The organism is Bacilliculturomica massiliensis (assembly GCF_900605495.1).
Taxonomy (GTDB): Bacteria; Bacillota; Clostridia; order Peptostreptococcales; family Anaerovoracaceae; genus Bacilliculturomica; species Bacilliculturomica massiliensis.
The window spans coordinates 130,527-155,955 of record NZ_LR027599.1; the positions used below are offsets into that span (position 1 = coordinate 130,527).

20 protein-coding genes are annotated in these 25,429 nt (G+C 55.3%); 2 read left to right on the forward strand and 18 right to left on the reverse strand.

Annotated elements, in window-relative coordinates:
* Positions 1–130: 130 nt before the first annotated feature.
* Positions 131–1,315, reverse strand: a complete 1,185-nt coding sequence (locus tag E0E37_RS03160) for an ABC transporter substrate-binding protein (protein ID WP_130861525.1) — start codon at positions 1,313–1,315, stop codon at positions 131–133.
* A 415-nt stretch (positions 1,316–1,730) separates the two neighbouring features.
* On the opposite strand from E0E37_RS03160, the gene E0E37_RS03165 reads away from it, so the two are divergent.
* Complete coding sequence (locus tag E0E37_RS03165) at positions 1,731–2,663, forward strand: LysR family transcriptional regulator (RefSeq protein ID WP_130861526.1); 933 nt, start codon at positions 1,731–1,733, stop codon at positions 2,661–2,663.
* A gap of 144 nt (positions 2,664–2,807) precedes the next feature.
* On the opposite strand, the gene E0E37_RS03170 is transcribed toward E0E37_RS03165, so the two are convergent.
* The 7 genes from E0E37_RS03170 to uvrB all read right to left on the reverse strand — a co-directional run bounded on the left by E0E37_RS03170 (position 2,808) and on the right by uvrB (position 13,401).
* Positions 2,808–4,274 (reverse strand): HAMP domain-containing sensor histidine kinase, encoded by a 1,467-nt coding sequence (locus E0E37_RS03170; RefSeq protein ID WP_130861527.1) that lies wholly within the window; start codon positions 4,272–4,274, stop codon positions 2,808–2,810.
* On the reverse strand, positions 4,271–5,002 hold the full coding sequence (locus E0E37_RS03175) for a response regulator transcription factor (RefSeq protein ID WP_130861528.1): 732 nt from the start codon (positions 5,000–5,002) through the stop codon (positions 4,271–4,273). Before E0E37_RS03175 ends, E0E37_RS03170 begins: the two co-directional genes overlap by 4 nt.
* 219 nt (positions 5,003–5,221) lie before the next feature.
* Positions 5,222–5,515 carry a hypothetical protein gene (locus tag E0E37_RS03180; protein ID WP_130861529.1) on the reverse strand — a complete coding sequence of 98 codons (294 nt, stop codon included), beginning with the start codon at positions 5,513–5,515 and terminating at the stop codon, positions 5,222–5,224.
* A gap of 234 nt (positions 5,516–5,749) precedes the next feature.
* Positions 5,750–6,874: a YitT family protein gene (locus tag E0E37_RS03185; protein ID WP_130861530.1), complete on the reverse strand. Its 1,125-nt coding sequence runs from the start codon at positions 6,872–6,874 to the stop codon at positions 5,750–5,752.
* Positions 6,875–7,154: 280 nt separating this feature from the next.
* Positions 7,155–7,427: a type II toxin-antitoxin system RelB/DinJ family antitoxin gene (locus E0E37_RS03190; RefSeq protein WP_246019623.1), complete on the reverse strand. Its 273-nt coding sequence runs from the start codon at positions 7,425–7,427 to the stop codon at positions 7,155–7,157.
* Between the two features lie 1,075 nt (positions 7,428–8,502).
* Positions 8,503–11,391 carry an excinuclease ABC subunit UvrA gene (gene uvrA, locus E0E37_RS03195; protein WP_130861531.1) on the reverse strand — a complete coding sequence of 963 codons (2,889 nt, stop codon included), beginning with the start codon at positions 11,389–11,391 and terminating at the stop codon, positions 8,503–8,505.
* Positions 11,392–11,424: 33 nt separating this feature from the next.
* Positions 11,425–13,401: an excinuclease ABC subunit UvrB gene (gene uvrB, locus E0E37_RS03200; protein ID WP_130861532.1), complete on the reverse strand. Its 1,977-nt coding sequence runs from the start codon at positions 13,399–13,401 to the stop codon at positions 11,425–11,427.
* 700 nt (positions 13,402–14,101) lie between these two features.
* On the opposite strand from uvrB, the gene E0E37_RS03205 reads away from it, so the two are divergent.
* Positions 14,102–15,493 carry a citrate/2-methylcitrate synthase gene (locus E0E37_RS03205; protein ID WP_330548527.1) on the forward strand — a complete coding sequence of 464 codons (1,392 nt, stop codon included), beginning with the start codon at positions 14,102–14,104 and terminating at the stop codon, positions 15,491–15,493.
* 135 nt (positions 15,494–15,628) lie between these two features.
* On the opposite strand, the gene E0E37_RS03210 is transcribed toward E0E37_RS03205, so the two are convergent.
* The 10 genes from E0E37_RS03210 to E0E37_RS03255 form a co-directional block, all read right to left on the reverse strand.
* Positions 15,629–15,871, reverse strand: a complete 243-nt coding sequence (locus E0E37_RS03210) for an RNA-binding S4 domain-containing protein (RefSeq protein ID WP_130861533.1) — start codon at positions 15,869–15,871, stop codon at positions 15,629–15,631.
* Positions 15,872–16,150: 279 nt separating this feature from the next.
* A complete protein-coding gene (locus tag E0E37_RS03215) occupies positions 16,151–16,429 on the reverse strand; it encodes an HU family DNA-binding protein (RefSeq protein ID WP_130861534.1) in 279 nt (92 codons plus the stop codon).
* A 55-nt stretch (positions 16,430–16,484) separates the two neighbouring features.
* On the reverse strand, positions 16,485–17,318 hold the full coding sequence (gene mazG / locus E0E37_RS03220; protein ID WP_130861535.1) for a nucleoside triphosphate pyrophosphohydrolase: 834 nt from the start codon (positions 17,316–17,318) through the stop codon (positions 16,485–16,487).
* Between the two features lie 60 nt (positions 17,319–17,378).
* Positions 17,379–19,004 (reverse strand): putative polysaccharide biosynthesis protein, encoded by a 1,626-nt coding sequence (locus E0E37_RS03225; RefSeq protein WP_130861536.1) that lies wholly within the window; start codon positions 19,002–19,004, stop codon positions 17,379–17,381.
* A gap of 592 nt (positions 19,005–19,596) precedes the next feature.
* Positions 19,597–20,328, reverse strand: a complete 732-nt coding sequence (locus tag E0E37_RS03230) for a class I SAM-dependent methyltransferase (protein ID WP_130861537.1) — start codon at positions 20,326–20,328, stop codon at positions 19,597–19,599.
* A 997-nt stretch (positions 20,329–21,325) separates the two neighbouring features.
* Complete coding sequence (locus E0E37_RS03235) at positions 21,326–21,871, reverse strand: stage V sporulation T C-terminal domain-containing protein (protein ID WP_130861538.1); 546 nt, start codon at positions 21,869–21,871, stop codon at positions 21,326–21,328.
* A gap of 348 nt (positions 21,872–22,219) precedes the next feature.
* Positions 22,220–23,254, reverse strand: a complete 1,035-nt coding sequence (locus tag E0E37_RS03240; protein ID WP_130861539.1) for a threonine aldolase family protein — start codon at positions 23,252–23,254, stop codon at positions 22,220–22,222.
* Positions 23,255–23,340: 86 nt separating this feature from the next.
* The gene (locus E0E37_RS03245) at positions 23,341–24,072 is read right to left on the reverse strand and encodes an amino acid ABC transporter ATP-binding protein (protein ID WP_130861540.1); all 732 of its coding nucleotides are present in this window, start codon (positions 24,070–24,072) and stop codon (positions 23,341–23,343) included.
* Positions 24,069–24,716: an amino acid ABC transporter permease gene (locus E0E37_RS03250; protein ID WP_130861541.1), complete on the reverse strand. Its 648-nt coding sequence runs from the start codon at positions 24,714–24,716 to the stop codon at positions 24,069–24,071. Before E0E37_RS03250 ends, E0E37_RS03245 begins: the two co-directional genes overlap by 4 nt.
* Positions 24,717–24,719: 3 nt before the next feature.
* Positions 24,720–25,391, reverse strand: coding sequence for an amino acid ABC transporter permease (locus tag E0E37_RS03255; protein WP_165445178.1), 672 nt, complete (start codon positions 25,389–25,391; stop codon positions 24,720–24,722).
* Positions 25,392–25,429: the final 38 nt, after the last annotated feature.

Consider the following 25,429-nt stretch of genomic DNA (forward strand, 5'->3'; position numbering starts at 1 on the left):
CCAACCCCGGCCCCATTCCAGTCCCCGGCTTTCCAGGGGGAGAGAAGGCCCGTGGGCTTCTCCCTCTGTGGGCTTTTCTCCCTGCGGGCTTCTCTCCCCTGCCGGAATCTCCATGGGGCTTCAAACAAACTTATTCTGGTTTGTAAGTTTTATAGACGGAATATGCGCCATCCTTGACGGTGAGGACCGTTATGGACTTGTTCAGCGGGTTGTGGGTCTCGGGATCGATGGTGATGGCTTCCGTGAAGCAAGGGGCGTCCTTGGCATTTTCAAGGGCGTCGCGAATGGCCGGACCATCCAGGCTGTCTGCCGTCTTGACCGCATACTCAAGAAGCATGAAAGAATCCAACGCATAATACGTATAGATGTTCGCGGTGTAGCCGGAATCCTTATGCTTCTCGTCGAAGGAAGACTTAAAATCAGCGAAGGCCGGATCGTTTTCATCGGCGCCTACGGAGATATAAGAGCTGCCCAGGGTGTCTCCCGCTACGTTGAGCAGCTCGCTGGCATATACGCCGTCCGGAAGAAGAAAAGTAAACTCCAGGCCCAGGTCCGCCGCCTGATTGGCGATCAATCCGGCGTCCTTGTACTCGCTGGCCGCCACCAGAATGGCAGTTGCTCCCGCGTCCGCCGCCGCAGTGAGCTGGGCGCGAAACTCTACCTCAGTCTCCTGATAGCCAAGCTCCTTCACGATTTTGCCGCCAAGCGCCGTGTACTGTTCTTTAAAGTATTCCTGAATACCCATGGCATAAGCGTTATTCACACGGGTCAGCGTTGCTACTTTCTGGATATCCAGGTCATTGTAAGCGAAGTCCGCCAGCGCGGTCCCCTGATAGGGATCGATAAAGCAGACCCGGAACAGGTAAGGATACACCTCTCCGGTATCCTCATTCATGGTGACCTTGGTATTGGTGGCGGCGCTGGCAATACATGGGGTCTGGGTCTCATTGCACAGAGAGATGATGGGCAGTGTGGAAGCGGTACCGGAAATGCCCACGATGCCGATGACCTTGTCCTGTTCAATCAGGCGAGTGGCGGCAGTAACCGATTCAGTGGCCGGGTCCTTGGAAACATCATAAGAAACCAATTGAACCTGTTTGCCAAGCCAGCCGCCATTGGCATTGATCTGTTCAATATAGTCTTCAATGGCCATTTTGGCCGCAGTGTCGACATAGGCGCCCGAACCGGCAAGTGTACCGTAGAATCCCACTTTTATGGTATCTGATTGGCCCGACCCGGAACCGCAGCCGGTGAAAACAGCGCCGACGGAAAGCACCACGGTAAGCAGCAACGCAAATAACTTCCTGTGTTTCATTTTTGTCCCTCCTAATTCCTGTTAAACATCCATTACAGTGAAACCATTTCTTACCCTTCGCGTTTTAACAAGACAGCAGATCTCATCTCTGCCTGTGTCCCTAAGACGCCTGCTGCCCATACCTTCCGCCGCCTGATCCCGTCAGCGGAGAGGAACGGATGGAGAAATCTTCTGCCCTGTTATATATCCACCGAATCGATTCGGCTGATACCATTGCTTTCCGATACGCTTTTTGTTTCTCCTGCCTTTGCCGGATTTGATTTTTTGGAAATCCCGTTGTATACTTTGTCTAATGATCTACATCCATTCTTTAGCTTGCGTCGGTTATCTTTGCGCTCATTATATTGAGGGATAACAGTAATGTAAAGCTATGATTTTTAACGTTGCTTTAAGTAACACTTAAAGGAGAGAGAAGATGGAAACCGCACGATGGAAAGCTTTCCTGGCCGCAGTAGATACCGGCAGTCTTTCCAGCGCTGCCAAAGCTCTGAATTATACGCCCTCCGGCGTCAGCCAGCTTATCAGCGCCCTGGAACACGACCTGGGCTTCGCCTTGCTTCACCGGACAAATAAGGGGGTCTCGGCCACCTCCGAGGGGGAACGACTGCTTGCCGCTATACGCAGCCTCCTGCAGCAGGAAGAGCGCATCTATCAATTGGGCGCGGAAATCAAGGGCCTTTCCGTGGGTAATATCACCATCGCGACATATTCCAGCATGGCCACCTGCTGGCTTCCTCAAGTAATCCGGGCGTTTCAGGAGGATTTTCCCAACATCCATATTCGCCTGGTGGAAAATCAGCGCCAGACCATACTCCAGCAGCTCAATGACAACCAGGCTGATCTGGGCTTTCTCAGCCTGCAGGAGGACATGCCTTACGACTGTATTCCCCTGGCGGAGATTCCTCTGATCGCCTTACTGCCTAAGATCCATCCCCTGGCGGAAGCGGACAGCTTTCCCATTGCCCGCTGTACGCAAGAGCAATTTGTGGCCTGCGCCTTTGGTCATGACGACGACATCGAATCCTTTTTCAAAAAGCATGACATCGATCCCTATATCCGATTTTCCACACTGGAAAATTCTGCATCGCTGGCTATGATCGAAAATGGCCTCTGCATAAGAATTACCAATCTGTTGGTAGCCCAAAGCCTGCCATCCTTCGACGTAGCGGTGCTTCCCCTGGACCCACCGCAGCGGCTCACCATGGGCATTGCCATGCCCTCCCTGAAACACGCTTCCCCTGCCGTCCGAAAATTTACGCAATACGCAGTTCGTATTCTAGCTCCATGCGGTCCGCAGGTGAAATCAATTGAGCCAGTGCGTCGACCGTTTCTGAATGAAACTAAATGAAACAGAAAGCAACAAGACCTTGGGCAAAACGATGATCAAATATAAATGGACCGGCCGTGGAAGTGTTTGTTTCCACGGCCGGTCCATTCGCTTTTATCATCTTTCATTATCCGTTAGATCAAGTTCGCCGTCACTGCGCGGCGGTCAGCATTCCGCCCTTTCCGGTATAAAAACGTGGAAAACGCTGCCCTGACCCAATGTGCTTTCCGCGCTCACCACAAAGCCATGGCGTTCAGCCGCGGCTTTGACGATGGAAAGTCCCAGCCCCACGCCTCCCAGTTTCTTCGACCGGGAAACATCCACACAGTAAAACGGCTCGAAAATGTGTTCCAGTTCCTCCGGCTGCATCCCCTGACCGGTATCTGAAACAGAAACCACGATACCCCGATTCTTGCGTTCCACAGTCCCCTGCGGCCCGGCGTCCCCGTGAGGCTTTTCTTCGATCCGATCTTCTCCGTCCAGCCTTGTCGGGGTCCCATCTTCTCCGGCAACCCTTGCCGCGATCCGCACCGTGCCCTCCTGCCTGTTGTATTTCATCGCGTTTTCCACTAGATTGAAAAACAGCCTGTGGACCAGCCCTGCGTCCCCGCAGATATAAAAGTCTCTCTCAAATTCGAGATCCACATGAAGTTTCTTGTGCTCATAAACCGGCTGCAGCTCCGAGATCACATCCTGCAGCAGCTCAGAAAGACGGATCTCATCCGTCATCGTCAGCGTCCCCTCGTTAGTCAAAACCAGCAGATCGTTTACCACCCCGATCAGCCGGTCCACGCTGCGCTCCGCTATGGTGAAAATACCCGCCGCGTCATCGCCGTCCACGCTGTTTTCCTCATTTTTTCCCGCGTTCCCCTCATACTCCAGCCGTCCCATCTGCAGGCTCATCTTCATAGTGGCAAGGGGCGTCTTGAGCTCATGGGCTACATTTGAAGAAAAACGTTTCTGCCGCTCAAAAGACTCTTCCAGTCTGTCCATCATTCCGTTGAATGCACAGGTCAGCTCGCCGATCTCATCCTTCGCCGGGCATTCTTCGATCCGCTCCGCCAGATTGCTGCCGCTGACCCTTACGGCAGCCTCGCTGAGCCGTCTCACCGGCGCCAGCGCCCGACCGGCCAAAAACCAGGACGCCGCCATTCCCAGACCCGCGATGAGCAGAAGATAGGCATAACTCCAGTAATTAAACTGTCTCTTCATTTCCACGACTAATCCTGCGGGGAGCGTATCCTCCCTGGTAGCACGGCAATTTACATCTCCAGCAGGCGCGACCGGACCGTGATCACTCAAACCTCCCGTATCTCCCTGGTTTTCCCCGATCCCTTCGCTCCCCTGTTCGTCCTGGTGCACGTCGTTTCTCTGACTCCCCTGATTTCCCTGGCCTGCCAGTTCTCCCTGGCTTACCGGGTCTCCCTGGCTTACCGGGTCTCCCTGGCTTACCGGGTCTCCCTGGCCTGCCGGGTCTCCCGTCGTGTCTATCACTGCGTCATAAAAAGCGTTTAAATGGGCGCCCGCATTGAACATAGACGCCCAGGTCAGCGTCAGCGACACTGCCAATATGATGCCCCCCGTCAGCAGCGCGATACGCCCGCGCAGCGATATGCCTGCCATCCATTTCATCCCAGATCCCCTCTCCCGGCGCAGTTCCCATCCGCCTGCGGCGCCGTTTCTTCTTCCTCATCCCCCCTGATCAAATATCCTCTGCCCCGAATGTTTTCGATCCGCGCAGCCGCGCCGGCCTGATCCAGCTTTTTCTTAAGACAATATATATGGTACTTCAGGGAATTGGAAAAAGGATCGGCCTCTCCATCCCAAACATGTTCGATCAGGCGCTCAGCGCTGATAACAGCCCCGCAATTCTGCATGAGATATTCCAGAATGGCAAACTCTTTTCTGGTCAGCCCCAGAGCGCAGTCTCCCACTTCCACCTTTCCCGCCGCCATGTCCAGCGCCAGAGCGCCGCACCGCAGGATGGAATCCTTCTGAATAAAATCCCGCCGGATCAACGCCCGTACACGGGCTTCCAGTTCAATAAAATCGAAGGGCTTGACCATGTAATCACAGGCCCCTGAATCCAGCCCCAAAACTCTTTCCTCGATCCTGCTTCTGGCTGACAGGATCAGGACCTTCGCACTGTCGTTCCTGCGGCGGATCTCGCGCAGCACTTCCATACCGTCCAGTTTGGGCAGATTCAGATCCAGTATGACCAGATCGTATGCGTTGACGTCAAACATGACCAGCGCTTCCTCCCCATCCTCGGCCAGATCCACGGCATAGCCGCTTCTCCGAAGCCCTCTGGCCACCATAGCGGCCAGATCCCATTCATCCTCAACCAGCAGCAATCTCATCTTTTCCTCCGTCCCTGTGTCACTTCACGATTTCTCTCAAACGGCAAACGGCGGGGCAATAGCCCCGCCGTTCTGCCGGCATTACTGCTCCCCATCAGTCGGACCGGCATCGGCAACAGACGCAGCGGGGACCGCGTCTGTGAGATCTGCCGGCGTCATTTCTTCCATTTCAGACATATCGGCTGAGTCGTTGCAGACTGCATCCAAGCCTGTTTCCGGTTACTCCTGCGGTTCCAGTACCTGATCGTCGGCTATGGTACAAAGTATATCGCCGCCTTCCCCGATCTCTGTGACGAAGCCTTCCATCTTCGGCTGACCCGGCTGACCCTCCACGATCACAAATACCTTATCTTCCATTACCGCATCCCTGGCCGGATCTGATTTGGGAAGTCCTACCCCAATTTGCTTCGGCGGCTCTCCTGCAAAAGCCATGGCCGACATGCCGGCTACCACTGTGAGAGCGGCCAGCGCCGCGCCGATTACCCGTTTTGTTCCAAATGTCATTTTTTTCATGTTTTCCTCCATCCCGGGGCGGACGTTCTCTGCGCCCATCCCCTTCTGTTTGTTTTGTTTTATTCAGTGCTATAGCCTGTAAACAAAGTGTAGCAAACCGATGGTTAGGTAACAGTTAGTTTTACACATTGATTTAAAAATTATTTTTATCTCTTTCACACAGACGCTGCCGACCTGTATTTTCCCGGCATTCCGCTGCTGTCGTTCTCTGGATCTCCCATCTTCTTCAGCGCTTCAGCTCTTCTGCACTTCCGCGCTGGCCGGGTCTGTCTCCCGGTCTCGATCTGCCGCGCTGTCGGGGCTGGCCGCCAGCTTCGGTTCATCTGCCCGGTCGGGACCGGCCGCCTGCCCCAGCTCTTCCGCCCGGTCAGGACCGGCCGCCTGCTTCGGTTCTTCCGCCCGGTCAGGACCGGCCGCCTGCTTCGGTTCTTCCGCCCGGTCTCGATCTGCCGCGCTCTCCAGGCTCTCCATACTGTCTTTCTTTTTCTGCGATAGCTCCGGCTCCTGAAAACCGTAGCCGTAAGCCTCGTCGTAGGAAGTTATCATGATCAGCGCATGGGGATCCACTTCGTAAACTGCCCGGCGTACTTCGTAGATCTCCCGCTTACTGCAGGCGCAGATCAGCAGGTCCTTTGCTTCCTTCGTGAAAGCGCCCACAGCTTCCACCATGGTAGCTCCGCGCTCTGTCTCATCGGATATTTTTTTCGCCACCGCCGCTCCGCAGTCTGTGACGATCATGGCCATCTTTCCTGATCCGGCGCCGTAGACGATCTTATCGATGACGATATTGGAGACCACCGTAGCGATGACGCCCTGCAGCACGGCGTCGATCCGTCCGTAGACCAGGCCGCCGGTCAGTATGACGATCCCGTCGATCGCCAGGCCCAACTGTCCGATAGACAGATGGGGCTTTTTCTTCCGGATGCTCATGATCACCAGATCTGTCCCTCCCGTGGACGAACCTCTCATGTAGATCAGCGCCAGACCTGCGCCGGAGAGCGCGCCCGTGTAAAGGGCCGCCAGGATCGGCTCCCCCGTGTAGATCGGGATCAGCGGAAATACGGTATCCATGATGAACGCTGAGATCAGCGTGGTTTTCACCGTTTTCAGCAAAAAAGTTTTTCCCAGTACCCGGTAGCTGATAATGATCAGCGGAATATTCATCATCAGCGTGGCGACGCCGATGGGCAGGCTGAACAGGTAATTCAGTATGATCGCCAGACCCGAGACCCCTCCCGGAGCAAAATTCGCGTGGGAGGCAAAGGTATAAATACCCGCAGCGTAGAGACAACTTCCTATCACATCGTATCCCAGATCGGCTCCGAATTCCTTCCAGCCGTATTTTCTATTCAATGTCATTTTAATCACCCCTTAAAAAACCGCAAAGAAAGACGAAGACCCCAAAACGGTCTCCGCCAGCTATGTTCTCCGTTTTGAAAGCCGGTTGGATCTGCCGCCGGATCATAGTGTGGATCAGAGTACAGATCCATATCTGCATGCGCAGCCGGATCCACGGCTGGATCGGTGGATCTGCCGCTGAACCGGCGATTGGACCCACTGTTGATCTACAGCGGGATCCGTGTTTGGACCGGCCGCTGTTCTCTGCACCTGCAAGATCCTTTCAGCTTTTCCTGAACCGTTATGGCTCCGCCGGATCGCAGTTTTTTCCCGGGATATCATTTTGGCAGGCAGTCTCCACAGCTGCTCCAGACCGTTCTGTTACGCTGAACGGAGGCCGGCCGCCGTCTGTGCGCATTGTCACTTCAAAGGGAATCCCGCCGTTTCTCACGGCCTGACGCACGAACATGTTTACCGCTGCAGACATATTCAGACCCAGTTCATTGAACAGATAGTCCGCCTGCTTTTTCAATTCTTCATCCATGCGGATATTCACATTGATCATCTGGCCCATTTCATTCCCTCCATTCCATAATTTGTTTTTCCACTAGCTATATAGTATGCTTTTTTATTTACAACGTCAATATTTCTATCTAATATTTCACAATATATTCACAAATATATGCAACATGTCTATCATTTTATATACGTTACTTGTTTTGAACCGCGAAGGACATATCCCATACATACCAATCTGCATACACATAAGCTGCCAATTGGCTGCCGAATTCGGATTCGAAGCCGACGCAGATACGGGATCGGGGCCGGTATCGAATGCTGAGGGCGGTATCAGATCCGGGATCTATTGCCGCGGCAGGAGGTTGAGCCTGTTTCGTGCAGACCTCCCCGGCCCGACTCCGAACAACACCGAGCATGTTGAATAGGCGAAAAAAGCAAAAAATAATTCATTTCACATAAAATAGCCTCTTTTCCCTCTCATTTCTTCACGTATGATCCTCATTTTCGGTGATTTTCTAAATTAAAGTCAAATTTCACCTATTTCGAGGGCCCATTTAGGCGATATAACGATTTTTTATACTTTTTCGCCTATCCTCTCCAAAACAAATGCAGCGTACAGATCCGAAGAGAGGGTGACTAAATAAGCTCTGCACGGCTCAGAACAAAAAATACGCACGGCGCAGTGAGGCGGCAGGCCGATCCGACTGCCGCAAGTCTGCGCCGTGCGTATTTTTTGTAGAGATCATACTTTAATGCAAAAGATGCATGAGCCGCAGCGCCGTGGCGCACACAGCAGCACCATGTGCCGCGGCCTGCGGGGCAGCGCGATCATGGGGCAGTGCGACCGCAGGCCAGCGGGCAGCGCGATCATGGGGCAGTGCGACCGCAGGCCAGCGCCTCTGGGCCGCCGAGCTGCCGCGAAATCAATTCGCTTCCACAGCACCGCCGGACCCTGCCGGCGCACGGTCAGACAACAGCACAATCGGACCCTGTCACCACACGGTCAGACAACAGTGCAGCTGGACCCTGCCAACGAACGGTCAGACAACAGCACGGCCGGACCCTGCCAACGCATGGTCACACAACAGCACGGCCGGGCAGCCGGATCCTCGCGCCTCCACATGACAGCTCTACAGCATCTTTTTCAGGAACTGCCCCGTGTAGGACTCCGGGACCTGCGCCACTTCCTCAGGCGTTCCCGTGGCCACGATGCGCCCGCCGCGGTCGCCGCCGTCGGGTCCCAGGTCGATGAGGTGGTCCGCCGTCTTGATGACCTCCAGATTGTGCTCGATCACGACAACAGTATTGCCCGCGTCCACCAGTCTGGACAGCACCTGTACCAGCTTATCCACGTCAGCAAAGTGCAGGCCGGTGGTGGGTTCGTCCAGAATGTACATGGTGCGCCCCGTGCTGCGTTTGGACAGCTCGGAGGCCAGCTTGATCCGCTGCGCCTCGCCGCCGGAAAGCTGCGTGGAGGGCTGGCCCAGCTTAATGTAGCCCAGACCCACTTCCTCCAGCGTCTGCAGCTGCCGGGTAATGACGGGAAGGTTCTGGAAAAATTCCAGGGCTTCCGTCACGTTCATATCCAGCACGTCGTAGATGCTCTTTCCCTTATATTTTACCTCCAGCGTCTCCCTGTTGTATCTCCGCCCCTTGCAGACTTCGCAGGGAACGTAAACGTCGGACAGGAAGTGCATCTCGATCTTGATGATGCCGTCGCCGCCGCAGGCCTCGCAGCGGCCGCCCTTGACGTTGAAGCTGAACCGGCCTTTTTCATAGCCCCTGATCTTGGACTCGGGCAGACTGGCAAAAAGATCGCGGATGTGGGTGAAAACTCCAGTATAGGTGGCTGGGTTCGATCGGGGCGTCCTGCCGATGGGCGACTGGTCGATGTCGATCACCTTGTCGATCTCCTCGATCCCCTTAATGGCCTTGTGCTTTCCCGGATGAACGCCGGAGCGGTTCACTTTGGACGCCAGACCCTTGTAGAGGATCTCGTTTATGAGACTACTCTTTCCGGAACCGGAGACGCCGGTAACACAAACAAATTTCCCCAGCGGTATATCCACGTCGATGCCCTGCAGATTGTTCTCCGCCGCTCCCGTGATCCGTATTTTCTTGCCGCTGCCTTTTCTGCGCACCTCCGGCACTTCGATCTTCTTCACGCCGCTGAGATACTGTCCCGTAATGGATTCGGGACACGCCTTGATGTCTTCCACCGTCCCCTCGGCCACCAGTTCTCCGCCGTGGATGCCGGCGCCGGGACCGATATCGATGATGTGGTCCGCCGCGAACATGGTGTCTTCGTCGTGTTCCACCACGATGAGAGTATTTCCCAGATCGGTGAGATTGCGCAGGGTCTTCAGCAGCTTTTCATTATCCTTCTGATGCAGACCGATGCTTGGCTCGTCGAGAATATACAGAACCCCTACCAGGCTGGACCCGATCTGAGTGGCCAGACGGATCCGCTGGGATTCTCCGCCGGAAAGGGTGCCGGAGGTCCGGGACAGGGTGAGGTAATCCAGACCCACATCCACCAGAAAACTAAGTCGAGAACGAATCTCCTTCAGGATCTGTCTGGCGATGGCCGCGTCCTTCTCGCTGAGCTTCAGCCCGCTGACGAACTCCAGAGACCGGCGCACGGACAAGTCGGAAAACTCCGCGATATTCATGCCGCCTACCGTCACCGCCAGCACCTCCGGCTTCAGCCGTTTACCGCCGCAGGCCTGGCAGGGGACCACGCTCATATACTGTTCCATCTTCTCTTTAATGTATTCTGAACCAGTCTCCTCATAGCGCCGTTCCAGATTGCGCAGCACGCCCTCAAAGGGGTGATTGCGGTAAGATTTGGAACCGTTGTTTCTGCTCTCATAGTAATATTCCAGCTTCCGCGTTCCCGTTCCATAGAGCAGCTCTTTTTTAAACTTGGCCGGCAGATCCTTGTAAGGGGTGCTCAGATCCACATTGTGTTCCCTGGCCAGCGCCTCGATCATCTGACGGTAAAAGGTGCCGTAATCCATGGAGGCGAAAATAGCGCTCAGCGCCCCGTCGTTGATGGAGATGTCCTGTCTGGTGATGATCAGATCCGGATCGATCTTCTGGATAAATCCCAGGCCGTTGCACTCAGGGCAGGCCCCGAAAGGGCTGTTGAAGGAAAAGGTCCTAGGCTCCAGTTCTTCTATGCTCACGCCGTGATCGGGACAGGACAGCTTCGTACTGAAAGTCAACTCATAAGGTTCCGGCATGGGCACCGCCGAAAGCTCCTCTGCTGAAATGTCCGCCGGCAACTCCGGAGCCTTTTTCTGGACGAGCACGTCCACCAGCCCTTCGCCCTCCTTCAGGCACAGCTCTATGCTTTCTGAAAGCCGCCCCTCCGCGCCTTTCTTCACGACGACCCGGTCCACCACGATCTCAATGGTGTGTTTAAAGGTCTTTTCCAGTTTGATCTCTTCCTCGTTCAGATCCCGCACTTCACCGTCGATGCGGGCCCGCACGAAACCCTCCTTGCGGATGCGTTCCAAAACCTTTTCATGTTCGCCTTTTCTCTGCCGGACCACGGGCGACATCAGCGTCAGCCGGGTTCCCTCCCCCAGATCCATCAGCTGTTCCACGATCTGGTCCACCGTCTGACTGGCGATCTCCCTGCCGCAGACAGGACAGTGGGGAACGCCGATCCGCGCGTAGAGCAGACGAAGATAGTCGTGTATCTCTGTCACTGTTCCCACTGTGGATCGGGGATTCTTGTTCGTGGTCTTCTGATCGATGGATATGGCGGGAGAAAGTCCCTCGATGGACTCCACCTCCGGCTTGTCCATCTGGCCCAGGAACTGCCGGGCATAGGAGGATAAGCTCTCCATGTAGCGGCGCTGTCCCTCGGCGTAAATGGTGTCAAACGCAAGCGAGGACTTTCCCGAACCGGAAAGCCCCGTCAATACCACCATTTTGTCTCTTGGGATCACCACGTCTATATTTCTCAGATTGTGCGCTCTGGCGCCTTTTACTACTATATCTTTCGTCATCTTCTGTTTCTTTCGTCTCTCCTTTCCTCCGCGCTAGAGTCTGGCTTTAAACTCCATCATCCGGTCGCGAAGCATGGCCGCCCGCTCAAACTGCAGCTCCTTCGCGGCTTCCTTCATTTCCTTTTCCAATTGTTTTACGTAGTCTCCCAGCTCTTTTCTGGTCAGCTCAAGGGGACTCTTACCCTCGTAATATTCATCCGCTTCCGTGGCAGCGCGGGTGGCTTCGATGACCTGACGCACTGATTTTTCGATGGTCTTTGGCGTGATGCCGTGCTCTTCATTGTAAGCCTGCTGGATGGCCCGTCTGCGGTTGGTCTCAGAGATGGCTGCCTTCATGGCGTCGCTGATGCCGTCGCAGTACATAATGACACGGCCGTGGGCGTTTCTCGCCGCCCGGCCGATGGTCTGGATCAGCGAAGTCTCCGTTCTCAGGAAACCCTGCTTATCCGCGTCCAGTATGGCTACCAGAGAGACCTCCGGTATGTCCAGACCTTCCCTCAGCAGGTTGATGCCCACAAGCACGTCGAACTCGCCCAGACGGAGATCCCGCAGGATCTCCATGCGCTCCAGCGTGTCGATCTCCGAGTGGAGATAACGCACGCGGATGTCTACGTTTTTCAGGTAATCCGTCAGGCTCTCCGACATTTTCTTCGTAAGGGTGGTCACCAGAACGCGCTCGCCCTTCTCCGTCACCTTGTTGATCTCGCCGATGAGATCGTCGATCTGTCCCTCGGTATTTCGGAGCTCGATCTCCGGATCCAACAGACCCGTGGGACGGATGACCTGTTCCGCCCACACTCCGCCGCTGTGTTCTTTCTCGTAGGCGGCCGGCGTGGCGCTGATGTAGACGGCCTGATGCACCATTTTTTCAAATTCCTCGAACTGCAGCGGACGATTGTCCAGAGCCGAGGGCATGCGGAATCCGTACTCCACCAGAGACTGCTTTCTGGATCGGTCCCCGGCGTACATGCCCCGGACCTGAGGCAGCATGACGTGAGACTCGTCCACCACCAGCAGAAAATCATCCGGGAAGTAGTCGATCAGGGTGTAAGGCCGCTGACCTGCGGGCAGTCCGTTGATGTGGCGGGAATAATTCTCGATGCCTTTACAGCTGCCGATCTCCCTCAGCATCTCCAGATCATAGCGGGTGCGCTGCTCGATGCGCTGAGCCTCGATGAGTTTTCCCCTGTCTTTGAACCAGCGGACCCGTTCCTCCAGTTCTTCCTCGATGGACACCACCGCCCGTTCCATGTTTTCTTTCGATGTGACATAGTGGGACGCGGGAAAAACGGAAACATGATTTCTGATCCCCACGATCTCTCCTGTCACCGGATTTATCTCTTTTATGACCTCGATCTCGTCTCCGAAGAGCTCCACCCGCACGGCGTGCTCCGCGCCCGCAGGAAAGATATCCACGATATCGCCCCGCACCCGGAAGGTGCCCCGCTCGAATCCCAGATCGTTTCTCGTATACTGAATGTCCACCAGCTTGCGCAGGATTTCCTGCCTGTTCTTCTCCATGCCCGGCCGCAGTGAGAGCACCTGATTTTCGTAGTCTACCGGGCTTCCCAGACCGTAGATGCAGGAGACGCTGGCCACGATGATAACGTCCTTTCGCTCTGCCAGCGCGGCCGTGGCCGAGTGGCGCAGCTTTTCGATCTCATCGTTGATGTCGGAATCCTTCTCTATATATGTGTCCGTCGAAGGCACGTAGGCCTCCGGCTGATAATAATCATAGTAAGATACAAAATACTCCACCGCGTTTTCCGGAAAAAACTCCTTGAACTCGCCGTGAAGCTGCGCCGCCAGCGTCTTGTTGTGTGAGATCACCAACGTGGGCTTCTGGACCTGCTCGATGACATTGGCGATCGTAAATGTCTTGCCTGATCCGGTAACGCCCAGCAGCGTCTGATGCTTTTTTCCTTCTTTTATGCCCCTAACCAGCTGTTCCACCGCTTTGGGCTGATCGCCCATCATCTGATAAGGCGCCACAAGTTTGAATTTATCCATGCCCGTTTCCTCTCCCGGCCGCCGTCAAGCTCCTCCGTGATCCGCTCGTATCGCATCCTTGTCCGTATGGCAGCCGCCGGTCTGTTGGATATCCCGTTGGGTATCCCGCAACAGTCTGCCATCATGCGTCCGCTGTCGTTCCTGCCGCCCGTCGTCCCGCCGGTCCGCGGCCAATCGCATCTGTTTGCCGTCCTGCCGGTCAGCCCTCCCGCCGCCGGCCGTCATCCTGCATCCATCCGTCGTCCCGCCGGTCCGTCCCTCTCGCAGGCGCTTTCGCCCGGGGAGCGCAAATTTTTCCCCTCTCAGTTAGTCTGCACCGTCTGCCTGAGGGATATGACGAAAATATCTCTTCCTTATTCATGCGCATTCGGACGCCGCGCGCGTTTCCGCACAGACGGATCCGCCCGCCGAAAATATTGCAACAATCTATATATATCCCGATCATCGGGCATAAAACATTTTATCACAACAATTATTCACAAGCAAGAACATATGTTTTCTTTTTGTTTTCTGTAATGAGGGAAGATAACGCCCTCCGGGCAGGGGATTCCGCATTCCGAAATGTTTTCTGTAAATCTCCGGCTGCTTCTTAATCCTGCTTGTACTCTGCCTGTGAGCGTAGTATAATTAATGAAAATTACCCGATTACGTCGAAGATTGTATACTTTATCACGCATTGTACCGAAAGGAGGCTGCTGATTTGAAATACATCCATCACACCCATCGCGAGACGAAAGACCTGGAAAAGGTTTTTATCGAAAGCATGACGGACTCGCTCAAAGAAAAGAACCAGATCGACAATTCCCTGTACGGTAAGTACGACTACGTAAAACGCGGTCTCCGGGACGCCAACGGCGCCGGAGTCGTGGTCGGACTGACCAAGGTCGGAGATGTTCACGGCTATCGGATCAACGAAAAACACGAAAAGCTCCCAGACGAGGGCAGGCTGTACTATCGCGGCATCAACGTGGCTGAGATCGTGGAGAACTGCCTGAAAAACAACCGGTTCGGGTATGAGGAGACCAGCTATCTGCTGTTGTTCGGCGAACTTCCCACGGAAAAGCAGCTGGATACATACAAACAGATCCTTGGCGCCAACAGGAGACTTCCCGACGGCTTTGCCCGGGACATGATCCTCACTATGCCCAGCAGAAACATTATGAACAAGCTGTCCAGAACCGTTCTGGCGCTGTACTCCTACGATCCGGACCCGGACAATACGGAGGCCGGAAACGTGCTGCGGCAGTCCATCAACCTCATCGCCCAGTTCCCGTCGATCATCGCTTACGCCTATCAGGCCCAGCAGTTCTCGTTCCACAACGAGAGCCTCTACCTGCATCAGCCCGACCCGGGCATGTCCACGGCGGAAACGATCCTGCGGCTGCTTCGCCCCACCGGCGAATACACGGAGCTGGAGGCGCGGCTTCTGGACATTTCCCTGATCATCCATGCGGAACACGGCGGCGGAAACAATTCCACCTTTACGACCCATCTGATCTCGTCCACCGGCACGGATACCTACGCTGCCATCTCAGCGGCGGTGGGTTCCCTGAAAGGACCCAAGCACGGAGGCGCCAACATGGCGGTGCCCAACATGATCACCGACCTGAAACGGCACGTAGCTGACATCACGGATCACGGACAGGTGGAGGATTATCTCGTCAAGGTCCTTCAGGGCGAAGTCAACGATAAGAGCGGCATCATCTACGGTCTGGGCCACGCGGTCTACACCCTGTCCGATCCCAGAACCACTCTGCTGAAGCGCATGGCGCAGAAGCTGGCGGAAGAACAGGGCAAGATGGACGATTTCCTGCTCTACGACTTCATCGAGCGCCGGGGCCCGGAACTGTTCCACGAGATCAAGGGCACCGACAAACCCATGCCCGCCAACGTGGACCTGTACTCGGCCTTCGTCTACAGCGCGCTGAATATCCCCTACGAGATGGCGACGCCCATCTTTGCCACGGCCCGTATCTCCGGCTGGTGCGCGCACCGCATCGAGGAACTGGCCGCTCACGGCAAGATCATGCGTCCCGCGTACAAGAGCGTGCAGCCGCCCCGTTCCTATACGCCTATGGAGGAGCGGGAATAGCGCTCACGGCGTTGCCGATCGGAAGCGTTTTATTCTCAAAAATTTCATTCCCAATAAAAAACCCGCCGCGGAATCCTTTTCGCCTTCTTTCGGAGTGATCCGTCAGAGGGCCGAAACCAGGGTTTCGGGCGAGTTTTACTGTATGATCTCGTACATGGACGCGGCCATCTCTTTCGTCACATGCTCAGGCGTAGCCTTGATCACGGCTTTCAGCTCTGAATTTCCAAAACGGATTAGGATCTCGTCCCCTTCCTTCACCTCGGCGCCGGGCTTGGCCGGTTTGCCGTTCAAAAAGATCCGCTCCTGTTCGCAGGCTTCTTTCGCCACCGTACGGCGCTTGATTAGCCTGGAGTTCTTTAAAAATTTGTCGATCCTCATAATTTCCCCTTTCAGCCGGTCTTCCGCAGTCTGTCTGCGGAGCGTGATGTGTTTCCTCGGTCTCGCTGCCGGGCGTGGATGTGTGTCGTCTCGGTCTCGCCGCCGGGCGTCGATCTGTTTCCGTCGGTCTCACCGCCAGGCATCGATCTGCCTCCGTCGGTCTCGTCTCCGGGCCTCCAGCGATTTCGCCGCCGGGCGTCGATCTGTCTCCCCGGCTTCGTCCGATCCCATCTCCCGTCAAAAAAGAGCAGCCCGAAGACTGCTCTCGTTTTATTAAGCTTATTTGTTTACAGCGTCTTTCAGAGCCTTTCCAGCCTTGAATACGGGAGCCTTTGCAGCGGCGATCTTGATCACTTCGCCCGGCTTTCTGGGGTTTCTGCCCTGTCTCGCCTTTCTGTCTCTCGTTTCAAAAGTTCCAAATCCGATGAGCTGTACCTTATCGCCCTTTACCAGAGCTTCCTCAACGCTTACAACAAACGCATTAACAGCAGCTTCTGCATCTTTCTTTGTGAATCCTGTTTTTTCCGCCACGCTGGCGATTAATTCCGCTTTATTCACGAATGTAACCTCCTTTAAATTTGAAAAGATATTAATTTGAAAAAGCACATGACGACTACTTTTCTTTGGATTTGGCCTGTTCCCACAGCTCGTCCATTTCCGCAAGAGTCATGTCCGGCAAAACACGCCCCTGGTCCCGCGCTGTATCTTCGATATAGCCAAACCGCCGAATAAACTTGTCCGCGGTAAAGTGCAAAGCCTCCTCCGGATCAATATGAAGAAATCTCGCCACATTCACCACCGCAAAAAGCAAGTCACCAACCTCTTCTTTGATGTGGTCCATATCGCAGCCATCATAGATCTCCAACAGCTCAGCAGTCTCTTCCTTCACCTTTTCAAAGGCTTCATCCACAGAATCCCAGTCAAAACCTACTTCAGCCGCTTTCCGCTGCACTTTGTCGCTGAGAAGCAGCGCCGGAAGTGATTTCGGTATGCTTTTCATGGAATCTGTCTGTGACCTCGCCCCGTGCTCGTTCCTTTTCACATTCTCCCATCTTTCCAGCACATTGTCAATAGTTTCTGCCTGATTGCCCTCAATTTTTGCGCCTTTTTCGTCAAAAACATGGGGGTGCCGGCGGATCATTTTGTCGGAAACACGATTGGCAACCGTTTTCAGACTGAATCTTCCAGATTCTTCTCCGATCTCAGAGTGCATGACCACCTGAAGCAGCACGTCGCCCAGCTCTTCCTCCAGATTATCCGCATCTTTTTTTTCTATCGCGTCGATCACTTCATAAGTCTCTTCGATCAGGCAGCGCCGCAGCGATTCGTGCGTCTGTTCCCTGTCCCAGGGGCAGCCGTTTTCACCCCGGAGAATGTGGATGATCTCTTTGAGACGTTCCACCGCTTCCGCGTCAGTCTCCGCCGGCCTATAGTATTCCTCATACATAATATCTTACTCTCACTTTCTCTTTTCCGGGGACCCGCCGTGGGGTCTCCTCCGCCCGCTTTATTTTCCGAATTTACCAGCCAGCTTGGCGATCTTGTCGCCCTTTGGCAGCATGGACAGCTCCTGCGGAGTGATCGTCTTCGTGGCGAAGATCATCACAATGTAGACGATACCGCCCACGGCCACAGCAAGAAGCGTGGCCAGCGAATTTCCCAGCACGCCCACGATCAGCCGGTGAGCGCCCCAGGCGCAGACGCTCATGGCCAGCACCGAGATCAGCGGCCGCAGGAAAACCTGACCCGCGCTGAAATCGGCCTTCGTGTACTTTTTCACAGCCGCCAGATTCAGCAGGAAAGTCACGATGTAAGTGGCCACGGTCCCGATAGCGGCTCCTTTGACGTTGATGGATTCCACACCAGTCAGATAGAAGGTGCAGGCCACCTTGACCAGAGCGCCGATAAAAAGATTGCGCACGGGTATATTCTGCTTGCCGATCCCCTGAAGGATACCTGTCAGGGTCTGGATGCCGGACAGGAAGATGATCCCCAAAGCCAGAATAAACAGCAGCGGCGCTGCGCTGACTGCGCTGGCTTTTTCCAGCGGATACAGCAGCAGCATGATCGGTTCTGACAGCGTCATCATGCCGAAGGCGCAGGGCATGGCGATGATCATGGCCGTGCGCAGTCCGGTACTGACGTTAAATCGCAGAAACTCCATATCCCGACGCTGGTGAGCCGCGGCGATCGTGGGCACCAGACTGATGGCGATCGCCTGGATCAGGACCTGAGGAAGATTGATCAGCGGCGCGGCGAAGCCCGACAGTTCACCGTACATGGCCTGTGCAGATTCTGACGTATAGCCGATATCCACCAGACGATTCATAACGATCTGCAAGTCGATCATATTCATGAGGGGCATGATCGCAGCCCCGATGGTGATGGGCAGCGCGATGATGAAGATCCGCACCAGGATGCGGCCGGAACTCTCTCCGCTGGATTTTGAACCGCTTCTGCGGATCTTCTGCGCAATGGCTTTTTTGTGAAGCAGGTAGATCAGCGCAATGACCAGCAGGCCGAACGCGCTTCCCGCCGTCGCTCCGAAGGACGCCCCCGCAGCGGCCACCTCCAGCCCTTTCTTTGCAAGCACGATAGCCAGCGTCAGGCCTACCGCTACGCGGAAAAGCTGCTCGAAGATCTGAGAACACGCCGTGGGCTTCATGTTCTGCGTGCCCTGAAAATATCCGCGGAAGGCCGCCATCAGCGATACCAGCAGGAGGGCTGGCGCAATGGCCCGGATGGCCAGCACCGCCTCATCCATATTTGCGGACTTCGCATAGGCGTCCGCTCCGAAATACAATATTGAAGAAGAAAGGGTGCCGATGATCAAAAGCAACAGAAAAGAAACTTTGAACACCCGGTGCGCTTCGTAGTGATTGCCCTCCGCGCAGCGCTCAGCCACCATGCGGGAGATCGCTACGGGGATCCCCGCCGTAGATATGGTAAGAAACAGATTATAGATCGGATACGCAGTCTGATAGTATCCCATCCCCACCGCACCGATGATATTGGCCAGCGGAATGCGGAAAAACGCTCCCATCAGCTTGATCAGCACCGCCGCCCCGGCCAGTATGGCCGCACCCTGCAAAAACGATTTCTTTTTAACTTCCCTGGTCTCATTTGCTCCCATAGTTACCTATCCCTCATTTTCCATATCATTTCAGGCTTGCTCCGGTCCCCGCGCCATAGGCGGCGGCCACGGGCCATCGCCGCCGCATCCTGCCCGGCCTCTGCATTCGTTTCCGCCGTTCCGGAACCGTGCCTGTTGATTGCCTACCCGCCATTGCGCGGCCGCGCCTGTTGATTGCGGCCGTCCTTCTGGGCGCCGTGCCTGTTGATTACGCTCCTGGCCTTCCGTGGCCGTACCGATTCATTGCGTTCCTGGCCTTCCGGGGCCGCACCGATTCATTGCGCTCCTGGCCTTCCGGGGCCGCACCGATTCATTGCGCTCCTGGCCTTCCGGGGCCGCACCGATTCATTGCGCTCCTGGCCTTCCTGGGCCGCGCCTGTTCATTGCGGGGCTGTCATTCCGTTGGCTGGGACAACGAGCGTCCGCTCCGGCCTGAATCAGCGCTATAATAATATAATTGCGCCGGCCCGGCTATTATACCATAATGTGGGCAGATCGTCACAGTTTAATTAGCCTTTTCACCCGTCGTCCCCGTATCAGCGCACCCCTCCATGCAGTATCCGGCTCCGGATACTGATCAGCTGGAAGCCGCTCACTTTCTCGCCTTTATGATCAAAAAAGTCGGCTTAATAAATTCTTTCGCCAGCTCCGGGAGTTCCTCCAGCGCCCATTTACCCGGAAGGGGTTCCACGAGCTCTTCGATTACGAAGCCCGCCTGAGCCAGCGTCGTAACGATCTCTCCCATAGTGCGGTGATAATTCTCCACACCGTCCACGAACCAGGCGCCAACGCGCCGGCCGCCGGCCGCGTAATCGGAAAAAGTATAGGACACGCATTGACCGTCCACCGTATTGTAATGCCCACGGCAGTCCACTGTCGCGGTGACGATAGGGTGTTCCTGCGAGTACAGCAGCCGGCCCCCCGCTCTCAGCAGGCGGTATAAATTTCCGGCCAGTCTTTGAAAATCCGCCGCATAGTGGAAGGCCAGGGAACTGTAGATCAGATCGAATTCCTGTGTCAGCCCGCCGAGTTCCTCCATGTCCATCTGCAGGTATTCCACATCAGGGTGACTGTACTCCCGTCTCGCCAATTCCAGCATTTTTCGGGAGATATCCACGCCGATGACCTGTTTTGCTCCGCTCTGTGCAAATAAATAGCTTTCCCTCCCGTAACCGCAGCCGATATCGAGGACGGTTTTTCCTCTGACGTCAGGCAGTAGTTTTCTCATGGCAGGCTGTTCCAACAGATCGTTGTAATTTTTTCCGCGCCGCAGCTTTATGTATTCTGAAAAGAAAACGTTATTGTCAAAGATATTCTGACCCATGAGCGCCTCCCTTTTCCTGTTTTTTCATCTGGACTTATTCGACTTATCCTACCACACCGCAGGTCGATTTTCAAGGAACATAACGATGACAGGCGTGGGCGTGAAACATAAGCGGCGGCTTTGAGATCTAAAATGATCTATTTTTTCTTTTTGCCCTCTCCCACACCCTAAAAAGGAAAAAATAGAAGCCGCAACAGGCTTTTCAAATTGTTTGCCTTGTCGATTTATGTCGCTTTTTTCTTTTTGAATGCAATTTTATTTAAATACGAAAAAATACTTTCCACATATTGTATGATTGATTTATTTTAACCATTTTCTTTTCGTTTTTGATCCTCTTTTTCCGGCAAAAAGAAAAAATCCAGAAAACGATCCGCACACTTTCCTTTTTCGGCCGGCCGCGGTCACTTTCCCACTTATCCCGCCACGCACCAGAGCGATTTATGTCATTATACATCTTGTCTTCCAGTATTTTTATGTACGAAAAGGGGGACATGGGATCGATTTTCTGCCGCTGATCCACTTTACCTAATAAAAAAGACGGAGCCGGAGATTTTCTGCACTCCAGCGTCAGCCCGTCCTCTCTCAAACATCCGTTTTATATCGGCCCATCTTCATCCGGCCGGCAGTCCGCCGCACCCGATCAGCTATCCGCCGCGTCTAGCCAGCCGGTCACCGCGCCCACCTGGTCATTCACCGCCGCGTCCGGCCATGCAACCGTTGCATCCAGTCAGCCGACCGTCGCGTCCGCCTGGCCATGCAATCGCCTCATCCGTCCAGCCATGCAACCGTCGCATCCAATCAGCCGACCGTCGCGTCCGCCCAGTCATGCAACCGTCGCGTCCGCCCAGCCGGCCGCCGTCTCCAGTCGGTCTTCTGCCCCAGCCCTCTGCCATGTTTGTTCGGCCATCCAACCGTCATGGCCATCTGTCGCGTCCGCCCGGCCGGCCTGTCGTCCCAGCTCTCTGCCATGCAGCCGCCGCCCGGCCATCCGCCGCGTCTAATTGTCCATCTGCCGTGCCAGGAAGTCCGCGCCGATCTCCGCCGTCTTTACGGTGGTATCGTCAAAGGTCCCGCGCTTTGCCATGAAGATCACCGTGCCGATGCAGTCGCCCTGTACCACCACCGGGACCACCACCTGCTCAGGATGGTCGGCTCCGGGCACATCGTCAAATATAATGCTCTCCAGACGCGTCACACCCTTGAAACGCTGTGTCTTCTTTTCCTTCATCACCTGTTCGATAGCGGGGTTTACTCTCTTTTCCAGATACTCCTTCTTCGGTCCTCCGGAAAAAGCGATGACCTGATCGGTATCCGTGACCGCCACAGCGCATTCCAGAATGGCTGCCGCCGCCTCCGCGTATTCCGCCGCAAATTCATTCAGTTCGCCGATGGGCGAATATTTTTTCAGGATGACCTCGCCTTCGCGGTCGGTGAAGATCTCCAGGGGATCTCCCTCTCTGATGCGAAGTGTTCTTCTGATTTCTTTCGGAATCACCACTCGTCCCAGATCGTCTATTCTTCTCACTATTCCCGTTGCTTTCATAAAAACAATCCTTTCATCTATTTTTTATTTCAGATAATCTGCCGCTTTTTCAGCTGTCTCTATTGTTCACTTCATCAGGAAAATTATACATACGGCGAGAAAAATTAAAGACGGCCCCAGCTGTGCAGGACAACTATTTTTGAATCAAAAAAACACCCTGACCGAGCGTTGTCTCCAACGCTGTCAGGGTCCCTGTCCAGCGCAAAAAAATTCCTTATTATTCACACCACAAAAAAAGCGGCGCAGAATACGGGCCGGACCGCCGGAATGAAAGACAGATCTTTCACTCCGGCAGACCGGTCCGCGGCTGCCCCGCCGGTTCCCCGCCGATCTGAAAAAATAAAACGTTCACCGCGCCTGCAGAAGCTCTCTCAGTATGGCCGCAGCCTCCTCCACATCGGCCCGGGACACGTCATTGTGCGTCACGAAACGGAAGACGCCTTTCGTATGGGAGCCGATCTTGACGCCTTTTTCCAGCATCCGATCCGGCAGACCCTCCAGGATCTCCTTTTCTCTGTCGATGCGGAAAAAAACCAGATTGATCTGCGCCCTGTCCCGATCCACCGTCACGCCGGGGATGGCTTCCAGCAGTTCCGCCATATACCTGGCGTTTTCGTGATCCTCCGCGATCCGGCCCGTCATCTTCTCCAGCGCGATCATGCCCGGCGCCGCCAGCACTCCGGCCTGAGATAGGCCGCCGCCCAGCTTTTGGCGGTTTTTCTTCGCCGCCGCCACAAACGCCCGGGACCCTGCCAGCACGGATCCCACCGGCGCGCAGAGTCCCTTCGACAGACCTACGGCCAGAGAATCCGTGTACTGCGCCATCTCCTTTATATCCACAGACAGGACCGCCGCCGCGTTGAACAGCCGCGCTCCGTCCGTATGGACGGGAATGCCCAGTTCCGAGGCGGTCTCATAGACTTCTCTCATCCGTTCCAGCGGGACCACAGTCCCGCGGCCCAGGGCGTTTTCCATGCACACAAGTCCCGTCCGCGGCGCGTGGATGTCGTCTGCCGGCCGGACGCAGTCCCTTATGTGCGACGCCCGCAGAATGCCGTCCTCCGTGGGGACGGCGCGGATCATCGCCCCGGAGAGCGCAGCCGCCGCTCCGCCTTCAAAGTCAAGAATATGAGAATCCGCGCTGAGAATGATCTCCTCCCCTGGTCTGGTAAAGCACATGATCGCCAGCTGATTGCACATGGTCCCAGTGGGAATGAACGCCGCGGCTTCCTTGCCGGTCATCTCCGCCGCCATCCGCTCCAGCCGGTGCACCGCCGGATCGTCGTCCAGAACGTCGTAGCCCACCTCCGTCTCATACATGGCCCGCCGCATCTCCGGCGTGGGCATCGTCACGCTGTCGCTTCTCAGATCAATATATCGCATACCGTTCGCTTCCTTTCTCTGATATTATCACTGCCGCCTGCATCCCTGCTTCTGTCTTCATCCTGGCGGCCGCTTTACGCCCGCCTTCACTGCCGCCCAATGACGGAGTGCAGAAACGCCCGGGTCCGCTCGTTTTCAGGATCCTGAAACAGCCGGTCCGGCGCGCCTTCCTCGATGATCTGGCCGCCGTCCATCATGACGACCCGATCGGCGGTGTCTCTGGCGAAATTCATCTCGTGAGTGACGATGATCATAGTCATGCCTTCCAGCGCCAGCTGCCTGATGACCACCAGCACCTCTCCGATCAGTTCCGGGTCCAGCGCCGAGGTGGGCTCGTCAAAGAGCATGTAATTCGGTTTCATGGCCAGCGCCCGGGCGATGGCGATACGCTGCTGCTGTCCGCCGGAGAGCTGCGCCGGAAAGCTGTCTTTTTTATCCCGCAGTCCCACCTTCTGCAGCAGCTCGTCCACCAGAGGGTCGAGCTCTTCTTTTTTCTTTCTGTGGATCAGCCGCGGCGCCAGCGCGATATTATCGTAGACGGTCAGATGGGGAAACAAGTTGAAAGACTGAAACACCATGCCCATGTTCTGCCGGATTTTCCGGATCTGCTTGTCGTTTCCATTGATCTCAGCCCCATCCACGCTGATCGAACCGCCGTCGATCACTTCCAGACGGTTGATGCACCGAAGCATCGTGCTCTTGCCGGATCCGCTGGGTCCGATCACGGCCACCACATCTCCGTTATTCACAGTGAGACTGACTTTTTTGAGTACCTGCAGATTTCCGAAACTCTTGCAAATGTCTTTTACCTCAATCATTTGGCCTCGCTCCTTTTTTCAATGTAACTGACCAGCTTGGACAGCGGAAAACAGATGATAAAATAACAGAGACCCACCACGATGTACGTCTCAAACGGTCTGGCCGTCATGTTCATGATAGTCTGAGATTTCTTTACAAGCTCCGAATACCCGATCACCGACGCCAGAGAGGAATCCTTGATCATTCCGATATAGAATCCCACCAGCGAAGGAAAAGCGATCTTCAGGGTCTGGCGGAATATAACGTGGCCCATGGTCTGAAAGTAATTCAGGCCCAGACTCTCCGCCGCCTCCCACTGTCCCTTCGGAATGGCTTCGATCCCGGAACGGGTGATCTCTGCGATGTAGGCCCCGCCATACAGCGTGAACACCAGCACGGTGGTCATATTCAGACTGATGTTTACCCCCACGTGGGGCAGGCCGAAATATACCATGAAAAGCTGGACCAGAAGCGGACTTCCACGGAACAGCTCAACGTAGACCCGCACGATCCCTCTAATCAGGCGGAAACGGCTGGTGAGAAGTATTCCCGCAGCCACGCCGAGGACGGTCCCCGTGGCGATGGCCATCAGCGCCAGCTTCAGGGTCAGAAAGAACGCCTCAAAAAACATCCCGCCGTATGCGGGCAGCCAACTGAAGTCCATGCCTTACCTCCTCTCCGTCTTCGCCGCGAACCAGCGCCTGTAGCAGAACCGGCACACAGCCAGGGCCAGGGTGGTCACGCCGTAATACAGAAGCATCACAAATGTAAAGATCTCCATACTGCGGAACGACTGCGAATTCAGGATGGAAGCCACCTGAGTCAGCTCCTTTACATCAAGGATCGACAGCACGCTGGTCCCGAAGATCACAAGCACCATCTGGTTGGTGATGGATGGAAACGTGTCGCGGATCACCTGGGGACAGATGATCCTGGTAAATACCTGGGGCCGCGACAGGCCCAGACAATCCGCGGCCTCCCACTGGCCTTTGGGAATGGACTGGATCCCGCCTCTGAGGATCTCGGAATAATAGGACGCGCTGTTGGCCACCAGACCCAGCATGCCGGCCTGCATGGGGGACAGCATGATCCCGAACTGCGGAAAGCCGAAATAAATGAAGAACAGCTGAACAAGCAGCGGAGTATTGCGAAAAACTTCAACAAAGGCGGTGACGATGGGGTACAGGACCAGCGGTTTTTTGTGAAACCGCACGATGGCGAAAAGCATGCCCAGAAAAAAGGAGAAGAGGAATGCCGCCGCGCTGGTCTCCAGAGTGACGGCGGCTCCTCTCAGCAATTCGGGCAAATGATATATGGGAAAAAGCCAATCTAAAAACATACGCATTCTCCTTTTTCAGTCTGCCGATGGGATGTCGG